The following is a 17,177-nucleotide window of genomic DNA, read 5'->3' as shown; positions in this document are numbered from 1 at the left end:
CGTTGCCTGCAGCTGCTGTACCAGCGTATAGGCTGTGAAAAACCACTGTCAGTTGTATGGGATGCGAAATGCCTGCTGAATGTAAATGAAAAGCAATCCTATAAGGAAATTCTCTATAGGGCTGCTTTTTTTGATTATTGTACCGGTATTTTTACGCACATACTGTCTGTAGATGGACAACGGGCAAAGCGGCCTGCATCAAACGAAAAGAAGATAAACGCCGGTGCTTTTATGACGCTACCTTTACTGTATAGGGAAGAATTTCAATTGGAAAGGGATTCTTCTTTTTATTTTTTTACTTTGTTATTCTAATTGGGGAAAACACGTTGACATTTCCTTTAAAAAAGTGTTATATTATAGTGTATTCTTGTAACTATTTTCATAGTTTCATGAGCATCACCGGCGGGTGAATTTTTTTTGAAAGGGGCATAAACATGAACAACGAGAAATTATTTGATACTGTAGTAGCCCATGCGAAAAACAGTGGTTTTGTGTTTCAGGGATCTGAAATCTACGGCGGTTTGTCCAATACGTGGGATTTCGGTCCTTTGGGAGTCGAACTGAAGGAAAATATAAAAAAAGCCTGGTGGCGTAAATTCATTCAGGAATCTCCATATAATACAGGTATACAGTCTGCGATCCTGATGAATCCGGCAGTATGGGTTGCCAGCGGTCATGTCGGCGGATTCTCCGATCCATTGATGGACTGCAAGGAGTGTAAATCCAGATTTCGTGCCGATCAGCTGATTGAGGACGCTACAAACGGTGAGGTTAGCGTTGAGGGCTGGAGCAATGAAGCAATGATGGATTATATTGAAGAGCATCAGCTGAAATGTCCAAAATGCGGAGCGCATAATTTTACGGATATCCGTCAGTTTAATCTGATGTTTAAAACCTTTCAGGGTGTCGTAGAGGATGCGAAGAGTGCTATCTATCTGCGCCCGGAAACGGCACAGGGGATGTTTGTCAATTTTAAAAACGTACAGCGCTCCATGCGCAAGAAGCTGCCATTTGGTATCGGACAGATCGGTAAGAGCTTCCGTAATGAAATTACACCGGGAAACTTTATTTTCCGTACCAGAGAATTTGAACAGATGGAGCTGGAGTTCTTCTGTCAGCCGGGAACGGATATGGAATGGTACCAGTATTATAAGGATTACTGTATGAGCTTTTTGACGAATCTGGGTATTAACAGCGATCATCTGCGCTTTCGTGATCATACAGCAGAGGAGCTGGCTTTCTATTCAAAGGGTACCTGCGATATCGAGTATAATTTCCATTCCCAGATTGGTTGGGGTGAGCTGTGGGGAATTGCGGACCGAACCGATTATGATTTGAAGCAGCATCAGGAAGCAAGTAAGAAATCGCTGGAATATCTGGATCCTGCAACGAATGAAAAATATCTGGCCTATTGCGTAGAGCCGGCAGTCGGTGTTGAACGACTGATGCTGGCGTTTATGTGCGACGCCTATGATGAGGAGGAGCTGGAGAACGATACTCGTATCGTCATGCACCTGCATCCGTTCCTGGCGCCGATCAAGGCCTGTGTCATGCCGCTTTCCAAAAAGCTGAGCGACAAGGCGATGGAGGTATTCCAGCTGATTGCACCAGTGGGAAACTGCGATTATGATGAGGCGGGAAGCATTGGTAAACGATACCGTCGTCAGGATGCCGTAGGAACACCGTTTTGTATCACTGTGGATTTTGAAACAGAGAACGACAACTGCGTCACCGTACGCCACCGTGACAGCATGGAACAGGAGCGCGTGAGTCTGAAGGATTTGAGCGCGTATATCGAAGAGCGAATTAAGCTGTAAAATAGCGGGGAGTGATGTTCTTGGCACGCTTGAGTGAACAGGAAATCAGCCAGATTCGTGCAAAAGCTGATATCGTAGATGTGATTGGGCGCTATGTGCCGCTGACAAGAAAGGGAAAGAGCTATAAATGCGTCTGCCCGTTTCATGACGATCATGATCCGTCAATGTCCATAGCTGCCGATAAACAGATTTACAAATGCTTTGTGTGCGGAGCAGGCGGCAATGTATTCATGTTTGTACAGAATTATGAAAAAATATCCTTTATCGAGGCGGTTTACAAGGTTGCCGAGTATGCCGGTGTGACTTTGGAGCATACTCTTGATGTCACCCCCCGGATAAAGGATCCGCACCTGCAGGCACTGCATAAGGCATGCCGGGAGGCTATTGAATTCACCCATTATCAGCTGGATACGCTGGATGCGAAAAACGTCAAGGAATATCTGATGAGACGCAATATTACGGAAGAAATTATCAAGCGCTTTGAAATCGGCTACAATCCGATGGATGACGCCCTGTATCGCTTCCTGCATGCCAAAAAGCATGCGGATGATGATCTTGTGTCCGCAGGTCTTGTACGTGTTACCTCCCTCGGAATGAAGGATGTGTTTTCGCATCGTATCATGATTCCGATTCATGATGAATTCGGAGAACCGGTCGGCTTTACAGCCCGGCGGGTTGCGGAAAATGAAGAAGCAAAGTATATCAACACTACGGAAACGGATATCTACAAAAAAGGAAATCTGATTTTCAACTATCATAGAGCCAAGCAGGAGGCCAGAAAAGCAAAAAAAGCCTATCTGGTGGAAGGCGCCATGGATGTGCTTGCTCTGGAAAAGGTGGAGCTGCACAATGCAGTGGCTACGCTGGGAACGGCAATGACCAAGGAACAGCTGCGCCTTTTGCAGCTCCTGCATGTACCGATCGTCGTCTGCTATGACGGAGATAAGGCCGGTCGCAACGCCACCTACAAATTCGGCAAAATGGCCAGAGAGGCACAGCTGCCCTTTGAAATCGTAGACAATAAGTACGGTCTGGATCCGGATGAAGTCATTGATGTATACGGGAAGGATGAGCTTCGCGCACTGCTTGATAAGACGATATCCTGGATTGATTTCCTCTTTGAATACCTGCTTGGGCGGTATAATCTGGACAACTACTCTCAGAAAAAGGAATTCGCGCAGGAAATGTCATTGGAAATTCAGGCACTGCAGGATGATTTTGAGAAACAGAGCTATTTCATTCGTTTGCGGGAGCTGACTGAATTTGATATGCAGGTGGAGCAGCCCAAAGAGGAACGCAGGGCGATTCATCAGCCGCAGCCCCCGCGGCAGAGCTTTTTGACCTTTCCGAAAAGTGGAAGAAGTCATGCCGAGCATGAAATCCTCTCTCAGATGCTGAATGGAATTGCTGCAAGCAATCTGTTCAAGGAGGAGCTGGGATTTTTAAAGGATGATACCGGCAACAAGCTTGCGATGTACATCATTGATTATTATCGAACACACACCACCCTCGCTGTCGCTGAGCTGCTGGATGTGATTCGGGAGGAGGACGTGAAGGCACTTCTTCTGGAAATCGCAAACTGGGAGCTTGCCCGAGAGGATGTGGATATGGCTGTACTGCAGGAAGCAATCGCCAAGGAAAAATCCTGCTTTCTGGATGATAAGATACAGCTGTTGAATAAAAAAATACGATCTGTGAATGATCCCATGGAAAAGGCTAAGCTCGCCGTGGAGAAAAATCAGCTGATCAAAGAGCGTGAGGAATGGCGCAGCGCGGGAAGGAAGTAAGGATATGAAGAACACCAAGAAAAAAGCTGTTTTGCAGGAATACAAGACACTGGAAGATATCAAGCAGGAATTCCTGGACGAATACAAACAAAATGATGTCCTCTATCAGAAGGATGTTATGGATGCCGTGGAGCATCTGGCAATGACAGATACAGATTTTGATGATCTGTTCCAGTGGTTTTCCGACAATGATATTGAAGTAAAAAATGAAGACGATGATGTCGATCTGATGGATGATGACGCTTTGGTCGCAACCGAGGATGACGATGATATTGATTTTCTGGATGACGATACCGATGAAGAGGATACGCTGGCTGCCGATATCGAAAATCTGGAGCAGTCCTTTGCCAACTCTTCCCACACAAAAATCAATGATCCGGTAAAAATGTATTTAAAGGAAATCGGACGCGTTGAGCTTCTGGATCCGAAAGAGGAGCCGGAAATTGCGCGGCGCATTCAGGCAGGTGATGAAGAGGCAAAGAAAAAGCTGATTTCTGCCAACCTGCGTCTGGTTGTATCCATTGCGAAGAAATATGTTGGCCGCGGTATGCTGTTTCTGGATCTGATTCAGGAAGGAAACATGGGTCTGGTTAAGGCGGTTGAGAAATTCGATTATACCAAGGGCTTTAAGTTTTCAACCTACGCGACATGGTGGATTCGTCAGGCAATCACACGTGCCATCGCCGATCAGGCAAGAACGATTCGTATTCCAGTACATATGGTGGAAACAATCAACAAGCTGACACGTATTCAGCGTCAGCTGGTGCAGGATCTTGGAAGGGATCCATCTGCAGAGGAAATCGCAGCAAAAATGGAAAACATTTCTCCGGAAAAGGTGCGTGAAATTCAGAAAATCGCACTGGAACCGGTATCTCTGGAAACACCGATCGGTGAGGAGGACGATTCTCATCTGGGTGATTTCATCGAGGACAAGGAAGCTCTGTCACCGGATGAATATGCCAACAATCAGCTGCTGAAGGATGAAATCAATACGGTGCTGCAGGGCCTGACCGAGCGTGAGGAAAAGGTATTGCGCCTGCGTTTCGGTTTATATGATGGCAGAACCCGTACACTGGAGGAGGTTGGAAAGGAATTCAACGTTACCCGTGAACGAATCCGTCAGATTGAGGCAAAGGCACTGCGTAAGCTGAAGCATCCTACACGCTCCAAGCGTCTAAAGGATTTCGTCGATAAGCCATAATGAAGCTGAGTACACGATTACATACGATTTTTGATATGGTACAGCCCTGTGGCGTTGCTGCGGATATTGGCTGTGATCACGGCTTGCTGCCTATCGCCCTTATACAGTCGGGAAAATGTGAACACGTGTATGCGTGTGATGTACGAAAGGGTCCGCTGTCACGGGCACAGGAAGCCATCAGACAATACGGTCTGCAGAATTCCATCACCACAAAGCTGTGTGACGGTCTGCAGGGTCTGGAGGATGATGTGGAGGTTGTCGTTATTGCCGGTATGGGATATGACACCATTTGCAGGATTCTTATGAAAGGTGATAAGCAGCTGAAACATTATAAGCAGATAATTCTGCAATGCAATACACGTGTCGAGGATATGCGCCGCTGGCTGCATCAAAACGGTTTTACAATCGATGCGGAGCAGCTCGTAAAGGATCATCACTATTATCAGATGCTCTCCGTACATAAGGAGCCATCTGATATGCGGGAAGATCAGTATCTATTCGGTGTGTATCTTGATCGGCATCCACTATTTAAAGAGTATTGGACGTATATTCTGGAAAAGCAGAAAATAATCATACAGCACACACAGCCGCATCATGACGGATATGCAGCTGCTGTTGAGAAAATCAAAACAATTGAAAAGAAGCTGAAGGAGCTGGACTAAATACCGGTTCCTTTTTTGGTACGGCTATAAGAGCTATAGGAATCGCAGGCTATACGCAGCAGGCATGAAAGCTGTTAGGAATAGGGATTGTTCGAATGCGGGAATTTCTGATATAATATTCACTGGAAAGAAGTGAGTACATGGAACTTTGGGATCTGTATGACGCACAGCGGCAGCCGATGAATAAGCTGCAGATGCGGGGCAAGCCAATACCAGAAGGCTGTTATCATATCGTTGTCTTCATTTGGACATTCACCTATGACGGCAGACTGCTGTTGACAAAGCGGGATGCCTGCAAGCCCGGCGGTTTGCTATGGGAGGTTACAGGCGGCTCTGTATTACATGGAGAAACCTCGCAGGAGGGGGCAAAACGGGAGCTGTATGAGGAGACCGGTATCTCCTGCAGAGTGGAGCAGCTGCAAAAATTGCATACCAAGGTAAAGGGGCAGGGGATTTACGATCATTATCTGCTGCAGTATCCGGTAGAGCTGGATAAGCTGCAGCTGCAGGAAAAGGAGACCATCGATGCCATGCTGGTTGATCAATCCACATTCGAGGACATGATGCGGGTTCATATTCTGACACACCCGCTGCAGCTTTGGTACCATGAGCTGAAGGATACGCTTGCTGTTTACTTCCAAAAAAGCAGATAGCGGCAAATCTGAAGGGGAAATCCTTACCTGTGTAATGTGAATGGTTAGGCTACTGCATATGCGTGCGACAATGGGAAGGCAGCTTTATAATCAAACAACAGGCACGGCTTTCCTTTATGTAAAACAAGAAGGAAAAAGGCAGACGTCCGCCATCGTCTACCTTTTTTCGTGCTATTTACTTTCCTATCCTGCTATGTTTTATGACAATATTTCAGACAGTCTTATCTGCGGCTTACATTTCCCCGGCGCATAATCCTCCAGATATGCGATAACCTGTGCTGTCAGATACGTTGGCGTACTAGCTCCCGAGGTTACCGCCACACGTCCTGCATTGCATATCTGCTCATCCTGAATATCATTGACATCATCAATCAGATATACCTGATGAATGCCCTGATCACGGGCAATCTGCGCAAGCCGGTTGGAGTTGTTGGAATACCTGTCACCAACCACATACAATACATCGATTTGCTTGTCTTTCAAATCGGCAACTGCCTGCTGGCGTATACGGGTTGCGTTGCAGATTTCCTCACAGAAGACAGCCTTCGGATACCGTTCACGTATTGCCTCAAACAGTGCTTCAATATCAAAAATAGACATGGTTGTCTGGTTGGTGACAAACACCTGTGCCAAAGGAGGCAGGGTATCCAGATCCTGTTGCGTACTGATCAGATGCACTTTCTCACTGAGCGATAAAACGGCCTCTGCCTCCGGATGACGCGACTTTCCGATATACAGGACATCACAGCCGTTTTTCAGCTGCTCCATAACGATATCCTGTGTTTTGACCACATCCGGACAGCTTGCATCAACACATTGAAGTCCCTTCCGAAGTGCCTTTTCCTTTACTGCGGGGGAAATACCGTGTGCGGTAAATATGACGATTCCTTCTTCAATTTCATCTAGCAGCTCCAGTCGGGTTTTATTTTTATCATCAACGGGATAAATATGCAATTCCTTCAGTGCCTGCATAACATAGGAGTTATGCACCAGCATTCCCAGAACATAAATCGGGGTATCCGGATGCTCCTGTGCTGTTTTCTTTGCGATAAGAATGGCATTGATAACTCCCTTGCAATATCCACGCGGTACGACCTTTATAACTTCCATGTACTTCACCTCAGATATCATTATACAGGAAAAGCCCGGCACATGCATAGAATTTTGCCGCAGATTATGCCATAATAAACGTATACGATATGCAAGGTAATAGAAAAAGAGCGCACGTATTACAGAAAAAAGAAATTGTTTTACAACTTTCAGATTTCCTGTATAATAAAGAAGCTGCTTATTTGTATAAGGAGGTATTTATGAGCAAATATACGGATTACAACTTTCGTGAGACCACGAAAACATTTATAAACCTGGAAGGCTTCAAAGAGCCTACACCGATTCAGCAGGCGGTGATCCCGCTGGCATGCAAGGGAAGAAACATCATTGGTATTTCCGATACGGGTACCGGAAAAACACATTCCTTTCTGATTCCGATTATGGAGAGGGTGGACAGCAGTCTGTCTGTGATTCAGGCAGTTATAACGGCACCGACCAGAGAGCTTGCCTTACAGATTTATAATCGCTGTGAAAAAATGAGTGAAGCAGACCCGAAGCTTCGCATCCGTCTGATTACCGGCGGTATGGAAAAATCCAGAATGAACGAACAGCTGAAGGTACAGCCGCATATCGTCGTGGGAACACCGGGACGTATCAAGGACCTGTTTTTACAGGAACAGACCCTGCGTGTGGATACCGCTGATATCATGGTTGTCGATGAAGCGGATATGACACTGGAGTTTGGCTTTCTGGAGGATGTGGATGCCATTGCCGGAAAAATGAAGAAGAATTTACAGATGATGAGCTTTTCAGCAACGATACCGGTTGCATTGCAGCAGTTTTTAAAGAAATATATGGATAATCCAAGTACGGTGCATATTCAGGAGCAGAGTGATTTTCATCCGAAAATCGAGCATGTGCTGATACCGTGTCAGGAAAAGAGCTATGAAGAAAAGCTGATGGAGCTGTTAGCGACCTTTACACCATATGTATGTCTGATTTTCGCTAACACGAGAACGCAGGCCGCAAGTGTTGCCGGGATGATGCGGGATGCCGGATACGGTATTATCGAGCTGCACGGGGATTTGACACCGCGAGAGCGAACAAAGGCGATGAAGGATTTGGTAAATATACAGAAATCCTATGTGGTAGCGACGGATATCGCTGCGCGCGGTATTGATATTGAAGGGATTTCTCATGTGATTTCATTGGGATTTCCAAAGGAGCTGGATTACTATATTCATCGAAGCGGACGTACCGGACGTGCCGGTCGGGACGGTATCTGCTATGCCCTGTATAAAAAGCAGGATGATGCCATGATCCGCTCCCTGGAGGTTAAGGGAGTCGGCTTCAAGCATCGCAATCTGAAAAACGGCACCTGGAGTGAGCTGGAGCCGCTGCATCGCAAAAAGGTCAAAAAGGATGATCCGCTGGAAAAGGAAATTTCCAAAATCGTTTCCAAAAAGAAGAAAAAGGTGAAGCCGGGCTATAAGGTGAAACGGAAGCAGGAAGTGGAAAAGCTGAAGCGTAAGGCACGCCGCCAAATGATTCAGGAGGATATTCAGCGGCAGAAAAAGGAACGTGCAAAGCAAAGGGTCATGGAGAAACGGGGTGGACAGGAATGAAGCTGGGCTGTCATGTTTCCATGTCTGCGCCGGATTATGTGCTGGGATCGGTAAAAGAAGCAATCAGCTATGGCGCCAATGCGTTTATGCTGTATACCGGTGCACCGCAGAATACACGACGCAAAGCAATGCACGAACTGAAAATAGAGGAAGCACACAGCCTGATGAAGGAGCATGGGATTGACGAAGGCAGTATGATAGTGCATGCTCCCTATATCATCAACCTGGCAAATTGTATCCGTGAGGAAACCTTTGCGCTGGGCGTGGAGTTTTTACAAAAGGAAATAGCGCGCGTACAGGCGCTGCATGCAACGGTTCTGGTGCTGCATCCCGGAAGTCATGTAAAGGCCGGAGAAGAAGAAGGTCTCAAGAAGATCGTTGAGGGATTGGATCTGGCAATGCAGGATGTACAGGATGTTCAGATTTCCATTGAAACGATGGCTGGCAAGGGCAGTGAAATCGGTTATAGCTTTGCGCATATCCGTTATCTGATGGATCATGCAAAATACGGTGATCGTCTGCGCGTCTGTCTGGATACCTGTCATATTCATGATGCTGGCTATGATCTGTCCGACTTTGATAAAGTGCTGGATGAATTTGACGCTGTCATCGGTCTGGAACGTCTGGCCTGTATGCATATCAATGATTCCAAAAATGTACAGGGAGCTCGTAAGGATCGGCATGCGAATATCGGCTTTGGCGAAATCGGTTTTGAAAAGCTGAATGCCATTGTACATAATGAACGTGTAAAGGATGTTGTAAAGATTTTGGAAACACCATATGTCGAGGATCATCCGCCATATCGTCAAGAAATCGCCATGCTGAGAAGCGGTGTGTTTGATGAACAGATTATGGAGAAAATCAAGGGAGACATCTGATATGGAAATATGTGAACTGGATATTGCCGCATATCGTGGCAAAGCCATAAAGGTTCAATACACGACATCGTATGTTTATGAAGCAGTCGTCAGTCAGGACGCAGCTTGCTTTGGCGTAATGTTTCAGCGCACGGCTTTACCAAAACCGCTGTCCTGCGGCTTTGATGATGTTTGGGGCAGTGAATGGCTAAAGCAGCCGGAGCTGTATGGCGTATGTGTGGATGGACAGATTGCCGGTCTTTTAGAAATCTGCATGGAGGCTTGGACACAGAGATTGCGGATTACCAATCTGTTTATAGAGCCAGCCTATCGGGGAAGAGGCTGCGCTACCCGTTTGCTGGAGCATGCCAGACAGCTGGCAATGTAGCGTGATATCCGCTGCGTTCTGCTGGAAACGCAATCCTGTAATGATCCTGCCATACAATGCTACCTGCGCAGCGGCTTCGTGTTTCTGGGCTGTGATTTGAGTGTTGCAAGCAATCAGGATATACAAAGAAAAAATGTCCGCATTGAAATGGGCTGTTATCTGTAATTGATTGGCCGTTCAAGAATGCAAAGGAATAGGACAAACCCCAATAGCAAAGGTACATCTTTTCAATACACTTTCAGGCTACATTCCTTTCAAATACACTTTCAGGCTACATTCCTTTCAAATACACATATCATAAAAGGAATGTTCTCTTTGCGAAGGAAAATGAAAATGTTGTATTATATGTTTTAGGATGCATAAAAAAGAATTCAGTGTTACCGTTATGATTGGTAGCAGTGAATTCTTTTACTTTTCTAAGCAAGGGGTGTATAGACTGATATTGCCATGAACTTATGCCGTGGGTTTATATCAGCTGTGTTCTTTTTCAAATGCCAGAATCTCTTCCTTCAGCCGTGCCACCATCTGTTCCTGCGGCAGCTTTTCAATAATCTCTCCCTTTTTGATGAGCAAGCCCTCGTTGCGGCCGCCGGCAATCGCGATATCCGCATGCTTCGCCTCTCCTGGTCCATTTACTGCACAGCCCATAATCGCCACATTTACATCACAGTTTATGGTCTGCAGAAAGGCTTCCATTTCATTTACAACCGGCTGCATATCCCACGCTGTTCTGCCACAGGTCGGGCAGGCAATCAAATTCGGCGTGTTTTTCAATAAACCGCAGCATTTCAACAGCTGCTTGACGATTGTTATTTCATTCACCGGATCCCCGTTGACACTGATGCGAATCGTATCACCGATACCCTCATTTAATAATGTTCCCAGTGCCATGCTGCTTTTGATTGCACTGCCGATGAAGGTGCCCGCTTCCGTTACACCCAGATGCAACGGATAGGGGAAGGCTGTGGATGCCATGCGGTAGGCATCGATACAAAGCAGTGGATCACTGGATTTAAAAGACAGGCAGATGTCATGGAAGTCCAGCTCCTCCAGAATCTGCACATGGCGCTGTGCGCTTTCCATCATGCCCTCAGCGGTAGGTCTGCCATACTTTTCATGAATGTCCTTTTCCAGAGAACCGCTGTTAATGCCGATGCGAATCGGTATATGGTATTCCTTGCATACCGCCACAACCGCCTTCACATTTTCTTTGCTGCCGATATTTCCCGGATTCAGACGTATCTTATCAATGCCGGCCTTTACTGCAGCAATAGCCAGTCGATAGTCATAATGGATATCCGCAACGAGCGGGATATGTGTACGCTTCCTGATTTCAGTGATGGCAGCTGCATCCGCTTCATCTATAATCGCCATGCGCACCAGCTCACAGCCAACCTGCTCCAGCTGTAAAATCTGTGCCACGGTGGCCTCTATGTCACTTGTTCGTGTATTGCACATGGACTGAATAACTACTTTATTCTGTCCGCCGATCGTTATATCTCGTACCTGAATACTTCTTGTTTCCGTTCTTTTCATGTCGTTTCACCTCATGTCTTCATTATAGCAGAAGTCGCTTGCGAAAAGCAATCCGCTGCCCCATTACGAAAATCTTACAAATTTTCAAATGTATGGAATCACTATTTTGTTTATGGTATACTAATGGGCAGGAGGTGTGCGCATGATACGAAATCCCTTTCGAGATCTTGATCAAAAAAAATTAAGCAGAAGCTCTGATGTTCTGAAGACGCAGAACGATTATTTTAAAATCGTAAACAGGCGCATCTTTATTTTCGGTATTATCATTTGTCTGATTTTTGCCGTTGTTTCTGTACGGCTGGTTTTCCTGCAGATAAGAAATCAGGAGGACTATGCAGCGAAGCTGGAAAATTACTCATCGCAAAAGCAGACGGACAGTACGGCGCGCGGAGAAATGGTGGATCGAAACGGAAAGGTTATTGCAAAGACCGTTTCCTCTCATAATATTGTCTACTTTCCTCCCAAGGATACAACAAGTGAGGAGCAGTGGAAGCTGGCACAGACCTTTGCCAAGGATTTCAAGGTGGATCACAAGGGTATGACAAATTCGGATTATCAGGATTTGTATATGTTTTTACATAAGGATGAAAAAGGAAATAAGGACTCCGGGAAGAACCTGTTGTCTGAACAGGAGAAGGAAACACTGACAGCAGAGGAACAGGAAAAGAAAATCAGAAGCCGGATTACGATGAAAATGGTGAATGAGCTGGCGGATGATGATATAAAGGATGCTTTTTCTGTTTACCTGTCTATGCGCAAGCTGCCCAACAATCAGAATAAGGTGATTCTGGAGGATGTGGACAGTGATAGTGTCGCAAAGCTGATGGAAAATAAAGACAAATACCGGGGCTTTGATGTGAATCTAGGCTCCTGGAAGCGGGAATATCCATATAAAGATACGCTGCGTGATGTGCTGGGAAGTATTACGACCTCCAAGCAGGGTGTACCCTCCGAGCTGCGCTCCTATTACGAAGCGATGGGGTATTCGCTGACGGATCGTGTCGGGCAAAGCGGTCTGGAAAAGCAGTATGAGGATTTACTGAGCGGCACACCGAGAGTCAGTGAGATATCGTATGATTCCGATGGCACAGCTATTATGAATGAAACAAGCAGCGGCAAGAACGGTTATGATTTGCATCTGACCATCGATGTGGAGTTGCAGAAGAAGGTTGATGACATTCTGGAGGATACATTAAAGAAGTATGCAGGCACAGCAGGTCGTGAAAAATTCAAGAAAGCGATCGTTGTCCTCATGAATCCTCAGACCGGTGAAATTTATGCGATGAGCGGTAAATATTTGGATGAGGATGGGAAAATTCAGAACTATTCCAGTGGTGCGTATTTGGATGCCTTTGCGTCCGGTTCCGTTGTAAAGGGCGCTACGGTGTATATGATGCTGGATCAGGGAATTCAGACACGCTACAGTACCGAGCAGGATGAAGAAATGAAAATAGCGGGAACACCATTTAAGCGATCGTTCAACACATATGGTACGGTGAATTCGATTCGTGCATTAGCGGTATCCAGTAACGTTTATATGTTTAAGTCTGTTATAAAATTAGCTGGCGGTAATTATGTATATAATCAGCCACTGGGCATCACAAATGAAATGGCGCAGAAAACCTTCAAGCTGATGCGGAATTATTATTCCATGTTTGGTCTCGGTACAAAAACAGGATTGGATGTCCCAAATGAAGCACAAGGCTTTACAGGGAATACTATGAATCCTGGATTATTACTAGATTATTCCATCGGGCAGTATGATAACTATACGCCGATTCAGCTTGTGCAGTATGCGGCAACCATCGCCAATGGCGGTAAAAAGGTACAGCCGAAGCTGGTTAATACGGCAACAGAAGTAAATACAGATTATACAGTATATGAAAATAAAACACAGGTGTTGTCAGCTTTGCCGGGAAGCAAGGAGGATTTGGAAACGATCCAGATGGGCTTTCGCGAGGTGGTTGCAGGAGAGCATGCAATCGACCCTATCAAGTCATTGGATGTACAGGTAGCTGCAAAAACCGGTACTGCCGAGGTAGAGGATTTTACCAATGCTTCTCTTGTCGGCTATGCGCCATATGATAAGGAAGCCAAGGTGGCATTTGCCTGCTCTGTACCGGAATCTGCAACAAATGATCAAAGCGTTGCCGGAAACCTGTGCGCCTACAATATCATGCCGGAAGTTTTAAAAGAGTTTTTCAAAAAGTATTAGCTTTTTTGTAAAGAGTATGATATAATTTTCAAGCAAGTACGAGGAGGGACAACATGAGAGATAGAATCACGTTCAAATGTTCAGAATGTGGCGAAGAAAACTACATCGGGACACGTAATAAACGTAAAAATCCAGAACGTATGCAAATTCAGAAATATTGCCCACGTTGTAACAAGAAAACTTTACATAAGGAGAAAAAATAAGAAGGGCCGACTACGGTCTTTTTTATTCGGTGACTGACATGAAAAAGATGGATACTTTTGTTTTGGGTATGGTGCAGGTAAATACCTACCTGTTGTGGGAAGAGAATCATGTACTGATTGTTGATCCCGGAAGCAAATCTCACAAGCTGCAGGAAACGATTGATTCACAAAATGGTGTTGTGGATGCGATTGTGCTGACACATGGACACTTTGATCATATTGCCGGTGTGGATGCGCTTGTTAAGAAATATCACTGTCCTGTTTATATCAATGAGCTGGATATGGCGATGCTGCAGGACCCGATGCTGAACTTCTCCTATCAGGCTCCTGTTGTTGTGAACAGTCCGGTAACAAAGCTGAAGCCGGGTAAAAACAGCATCGGTGCCTTTACGCTTCAGGCAATCGACGCCCCCGGACACAGTGAGGGAAGTACCATGCTGCTGTGGGATGATAATCTGATCTGTGGAGATGTCATCTTTCAGGGGAGCATCGGACGTACGGACTTACCGACTGGCAGCAATACCAAAATGATGCAGACGCTTCGGATGATACGGGAAACACTGCCTTCAAAGCTGAAGGTGTACCCGGGGCACGGACCGGATACGACGCTGGATATGGAATTTCGCTATAACCCATATCTGCAGTTCTGATTATGACAATCATTACGGCGACGCAGTCTCATATACGGGAAATTCTGAGGCTGTATGAGGTTCTATATGCAGACATGGCAAGACTGCAGCCCTTCAGCTATTGTCGGGGCATGCAGGATGAGGAGTTTTTAAAAACGATGATCCGGCTGGAGGATTGCGACATCCTGCTGGCTGTGGAAAATTCCTGTATTTTCGGTTTGGCACTGGTGATGAAGCAGCTGACACCGGCGGATTCCTTTGTGATTCCGCATGCATATGCCACGCTGATGGATCTGGTGGTCAGCCGGGAAGCCAGAGGTCTTGGTATCGGTAACCGCCTGCTGCAGGAGGTGGAGCACTGGGCCAGAGAACGGCATCTGGAATATGTGGAGCTAAACGTATTGCAGGAAAACCGGAGTGCTCAGAGGCTTTATGAAAAGCATGGCTATATGACGGCGGTTAAAACCATGAAAAAGAATTTAAAATGATACATTTTTAAGAAAACGGGATAATTCTCGTTTTTTTTTACCTTTTTTGAGAATAATTTAGGAGTTTTGCCATTTTGAAACGTATAGAAGTATGTAAATAGAAAGAAGGTGAGAGTATGAAGGAAAAATTTGAACAGCTGCTGCACATGGTGGAACGCAAGCGGGCTACTGATGTACACTTCACATTGATGCAGCACAGGCTGCATGTACAGGTACGCGGATGGAATGGTCTGGAAACTGTTCAGAACGCTGCATTTGATGAAGGCTTGTTCTGTTATCTGAAGTACATCAGTAATCTGGATTTAGGAAACACTCTGCAGCCGCAAAGCGGAAATTTTCAGTATGAGTTTCGTCAGGAGCTTCTGTATTTTCGCTTCTCCCTGCTGCCGACGCTTGAAAAACAGACAGCGGTACTGCGCGTGCTGAACAACCACAAAGAAATATCACTGGAAGATCTGAGCTTAGACAGCAAGCAGACAGCCAGCTTTCTGAACTGGACGAAAACAAGAAGCGGACTCATCGTATTGAGCGGTCCCACCGGCAGCGGGAAAACGACAACCCTGCACGCGATATTGAAGCGGATTGCTCAAGAGAACAGACTGCATGTCGTATCGCTGGAGGACCCTATTGAAATCTTTGATGACAGCTATTTGCAGCTGCAGATCAATGAGGCAGGAGGCTTTACCTATGAGGAAGGAATCAAGGAGCTTTTGCGTCATGATCCGGATGTCATCATGATTGGAGAAATACGTGATCCATCCACGGCACGTATGCTGCTTCGATGCGCATTAAGCGGACATCTGATATTTACAACGATTCATGCCAAATGCTGCAGTGAGGCAATCAAGCGTCTGCTTGAATTCGGCTTGCGCAGGGAGGAACTGTATCATACACTGAGTGCTGTTTGTGCACAGCGTCTGTACAAGAAAAAGGGAACGCAGGAAAGGGTGTGTATATATGAAATACTGGAACAAAATGAGCTGGATGCTTACTTCCGTGAGGAACAGCTGCCTCAGCAGCATCGTGATATTTTTCAGGAGATTCAGCTTGCTGTTTCAAAAGGAATTGTTGCACAGGAGGAAGCCGTCATCGACCTTCCATATGTGCAATGAGGAATGGCGCTATCTGCATGATCTGCTGCAGAACGGCTATCCCTATCTGGAGGCTTTACAGCTGCTGGGCAAGGATACCACAAGAATCAGAGAACAGCTGGAGCTGGGACACAGCATCGAGGAAATTTTGATAACACAGGGAACAGGGCGCTTTTTTGAGCATCTTTCCTTCTTCCTGAAAATCACCTCCCTGAGCCGGGCTATCGACAGCTCCCTGCAGCTGTATGACTTTGAACGGAATCTGCTATCCCGTCTTTTGAAGAAAACGGCTTATCCGCTTTCCATCTTTGTGTTTGCCTATGTGATGCTGCTGGTGTTCAGCACTGCCATTATTCCGCAAATGCTGCAAAGCTTTGATCAGGGGGAGGACTTTCAAGGACTGCTGCTCGGTGTGAGTCTTCTGCAGGGAGGCTGCAGGTTAATTGGTGTTTGTGCACTGTGTTTACTGGCTGGTGCATTGTATCTGAGAAATAAGCCTGCCATAAGGAATGCATTGATTTTAAGAAGCACGCGCCTGTGCAAGCTGGCATCCCATGTGGAATCCTATCTGTTCGCCGGCTACATGGTTGAACTGCTGAAGCAGGGTATACCGACACGAACCGCCCTGCAGTATCTGGAGCAGATTCGAAAAGGCTCCCTGTTTTGTGAATTACATAAGCATTTGATGAACGGCCTGCAAAATGGTGAGGATATCCTCTGTGTGATTGAGCGTGAGGTGCTGCTGAACGATATCTTCAAGCAGTCGTTTCGCATTGGCAGCTCTACCGGTTCTTTGTGCAGTATGCTGCAGACAGGGCTGCAGCAGCAGGAACGTACATGGGAGCGGCTGCTGAAGCGTACGGCAGTCACCGTGCAGTGCATTGCATACAGCTTTGTGGGTGTTGTGGTTTTGCTTGTATACCAGATTATGCTGATCCCGCTTACAATGCTGGAACAGATGTAGAAATCGGAAAG

At 46.1% G+C, this 17,177-nt stretch carries 16 protein-coding genes; 14 read left to right on the top strand and 2 right to left on the bottom strand.

Annotation, left to right across the window (positions count from 1 at the left end):
- The first annotated feature begins 434 nt into the window (after nt 1-434).
- The 5 genes from KSZ58_RS10250 (at nt 435) to KSZ58_RS10230 (ending at nt 6,120) form a co-directional block, all read left to right on the top strand.
- Nucleotides 435-1,817, top strand: a complete 1,383-nt coding sequence (locus tag KSZ58_RS10250; protein ID WP_002609087.1) for a glycine--tRNA ligase — start codon at nt 435-437, stop codon at nt 1,815-1,817.
- A 20-nt stretch (nt 1,818-1,837) separates the two neighbouring features.
- Entirely contained in the window at nt 1,838-3,604 is a 1,767-nt protein-coding gene (gene dnaG / locus KSZ58_RS10245) for a DNA primase (RefSeq protein WP_009269119.1), read from the top strand.
- Nucleotides 3,605-3,608: 4 nt separating this feature from the next.
- On the top strand, nt 3,609-4,805 hold the full coding sequence (rpoD, locus tag KSZ58_RS10240; protein ID WP_002609085.1) for an RNA polymerase sigma factor RpoD: 1,197 nt from the start codon (nt 3,609-3,611) through the stop codon (nt 4,803-4,805).
- On the top strand, nt 4,805-5,467 hold the full coding sequence (locus tag KSZ58_RS10235; RefSeq protein ID WP_008817204.1) for a class I SAM-dependent methyltransferase: 663 nt from the start codon (nt 4,805-4,807) through the stop codon (nt 5,465-5,467). Before rpoD ends, KSZ58_RS10235 begins: the two co-directional genes overlap by 1 nt.
- Before the next feature lie 140 nt (nt 5,468-5,607).
- Nucleotides 5,608-6,120 carry an NUDIX domain-containing protein gene (locus tag KSZ58_RS10230; RefSeq protein WP_008817205.1) on the top strand — a complete coding sequence of 171 codons (513 nt, stop codon included), beginning with the start codon at nt 5,608-5,610 and terminating at the stop codon, nt 6,118-6,120.
- A 198-nt stretch (nt 6,121-6,318) separates the two neighbouring features.
- Here the strand turns inward: KSZ58_RS10230 and ispH are convergent, their stop codons facing one another.
- Nucleotides 6,319-7,230 carry a 4-hydroxy-3-methylbut-2-enyl diphosphate reductase gene (gene ispH, locus KSZ58_RS10225; RefSeq protein WP_008817206.1) on the bottom strand — a complete coding sequence of 304 codons (912 nt, stop codon included), beginning with the start codon at nt 7,228-7,230 and terminating at the stop codon, nt 6,319-6,321.
- A 200-nt stretch (nt 7,231-7,430) separates the two neighbouring features.
- On the opposite strand from ispH, the gene KSZ58_RS10220 reads away from it, so the two are divergent.
- The 3 genes from KSZ58_RS10220 to KSZ58_RS10210 are packed head-to-tail and all read left to right on the top strand — an operon-like array spanning nt 7,431 to nt 10,040.
- Nucleotides 7,431-8,795, top strand: coding sequence for a DEAD/DEAH box helicase (locus KSZ58_RS10220; RefSeq protein WP_008817207.1), 1,365 nt, complete (start codon nt 7,431-7,433; stop codon nt 8,793-8,795).
- Nucleotides 8,792-9,673: a deoxyribonuclease IV gene (locus KSZ58_RS10215; protein WP_009269120.1), complete on the top strand. Its 882-nt coding sequence runs from the start codon at nt 8,792-8,794 to the stop codon at nt 9,671-9,673. The genes KSZ58_RS10220 and KSZ58_RS10215 overlap by 4 nt, the downstream gene beginning before the upstream one ends.
- Nucleotide 9,674: 1 nt before the next feature.
- A complete protein-coding gene (locus tag KSZ58_RS10210) occupies nt 9,675-10,040 on the top strand; it encodes a GNAT family N-acetyltransferase (protein WP_009269121.1) in 366 nt (121 codons plus the stop codon).
- Between the two features lie 471 nt (nt 10,041-10,511).
- Here the strand turns inward: KSZ58_RS10210 and ispG are convergent, their stop codons facing one another.
- Nucleotides 10,512-11,576, bottom strand: coding sequence for a flavodoxin-dependent (E)-4-hydroxy-3-methylbut-2-enyl-diphosphate synthase (gene ispG / locus KSZ58_RS10205; RefSeq protein ID WP_008817210.1), 1,065 nt, complete (start codon nt 11,574-11,576; stop codon nt 10,512-10,514).
- Between the two features lie 142 nt (nt 11,577-11,718).
- Between ispG and KSZ58_RS10200 the strand changes: the two genes are divergently transcribed.
- From KSZ58_RS10200 to KSZ58_RS10175, 6 genes are all read left to right on the top strand, one after another.
- Entirely contained in the window at nt 11,719-13,791 is a 2,073-nt protein-coding gene (locus KSZ58_RS10200; RefSeq protein ID WP_009269123.1) for a penicillin-binding protein 2, read from the top strand.
- Nucleotides 13,792-13,844: 53 nt separating this feature from the next.
- Nucleotides 13,845-13,994: a 50S ribosomal protein L33 gene (gene rpmG / locus KSZ58_RS10195; RefSeq protein WP_002609076.1), complete on the top strand. Its 150-nt coding sequence runs from the start codon at nt 13,845-13,847 to the stop codon at nt 13,992-13,994.
- A gap of 38 nt (nt 13,995-14,032) precedes the next feature.
- Nucleotides 14,033-14,644 (top strand): MBL fold metallo-hydrolase, encoded by a 612-nt coding sequence (locus tag KSZ58_RS10190; protein WP_002609075.1) that lies wholly within the window; start codon nt 14,033-14,035, stop codon nt 14,642-14,644.
- Nucleotides 14,645-14,646: 2 nt separating this feature from the next.
- The gene (locus KSZ58_RS10185) at nt 14,647-15,111 is read left to right on the top strand and encodes a GNAT family N-acetyltransferase (protein ID WP_008817212.1); all 465 of its coding nucleotides are present in this window, start codon (nt 14,647-14,649) and stop codon (nt 15,109-15,111) included.
- Nucleotides 15,112-15,227: 116 nt separating this feature from the next.
- Nucleotides 15,228-16,223 carry an ATPase, T2SS/T4P/T4SS family gene (locus KSZ58_RS10180; RefSeq protein WP_008817213.1) on the top strand — a complete coding sequence of 332 codons (996 nt, stop codon included), beginning with the start codon at nt 15,228-15,230 and terminating at the stop codon, nt 16,221-16,223.
- Entirely contained in the window at nt 16,213-17,166 is a 954-nt protein-coding gene (locus tag KSZ58_RS10175; RefSeq protein ID WP_008817214.1) for a type II secretion system F family protein, read from the top strand. Before KSZ58_RS10180 ends, KSZ58_RS10175 begins: the two co-directional genes overlap by 11 nt.
- The last annotated feature ends 11 nt before the right edge of the window (nt 17,167-17,177 follow it).

Origin of the sequence: Erysipelatoclostridium sp. DFI.2.3 (assembly GCF_019132535.1) — a bacterium.
GTDB lineage: Bacteria > Bacillota_I > Bacilli_A > Erysipelotrichales > Erysipelotrichaceae > Clostridium_AQ > Clostridium_AQ innocuum.
This window is presented reverse-complemented; position numbering and strand designations above follow the sequence as displayed.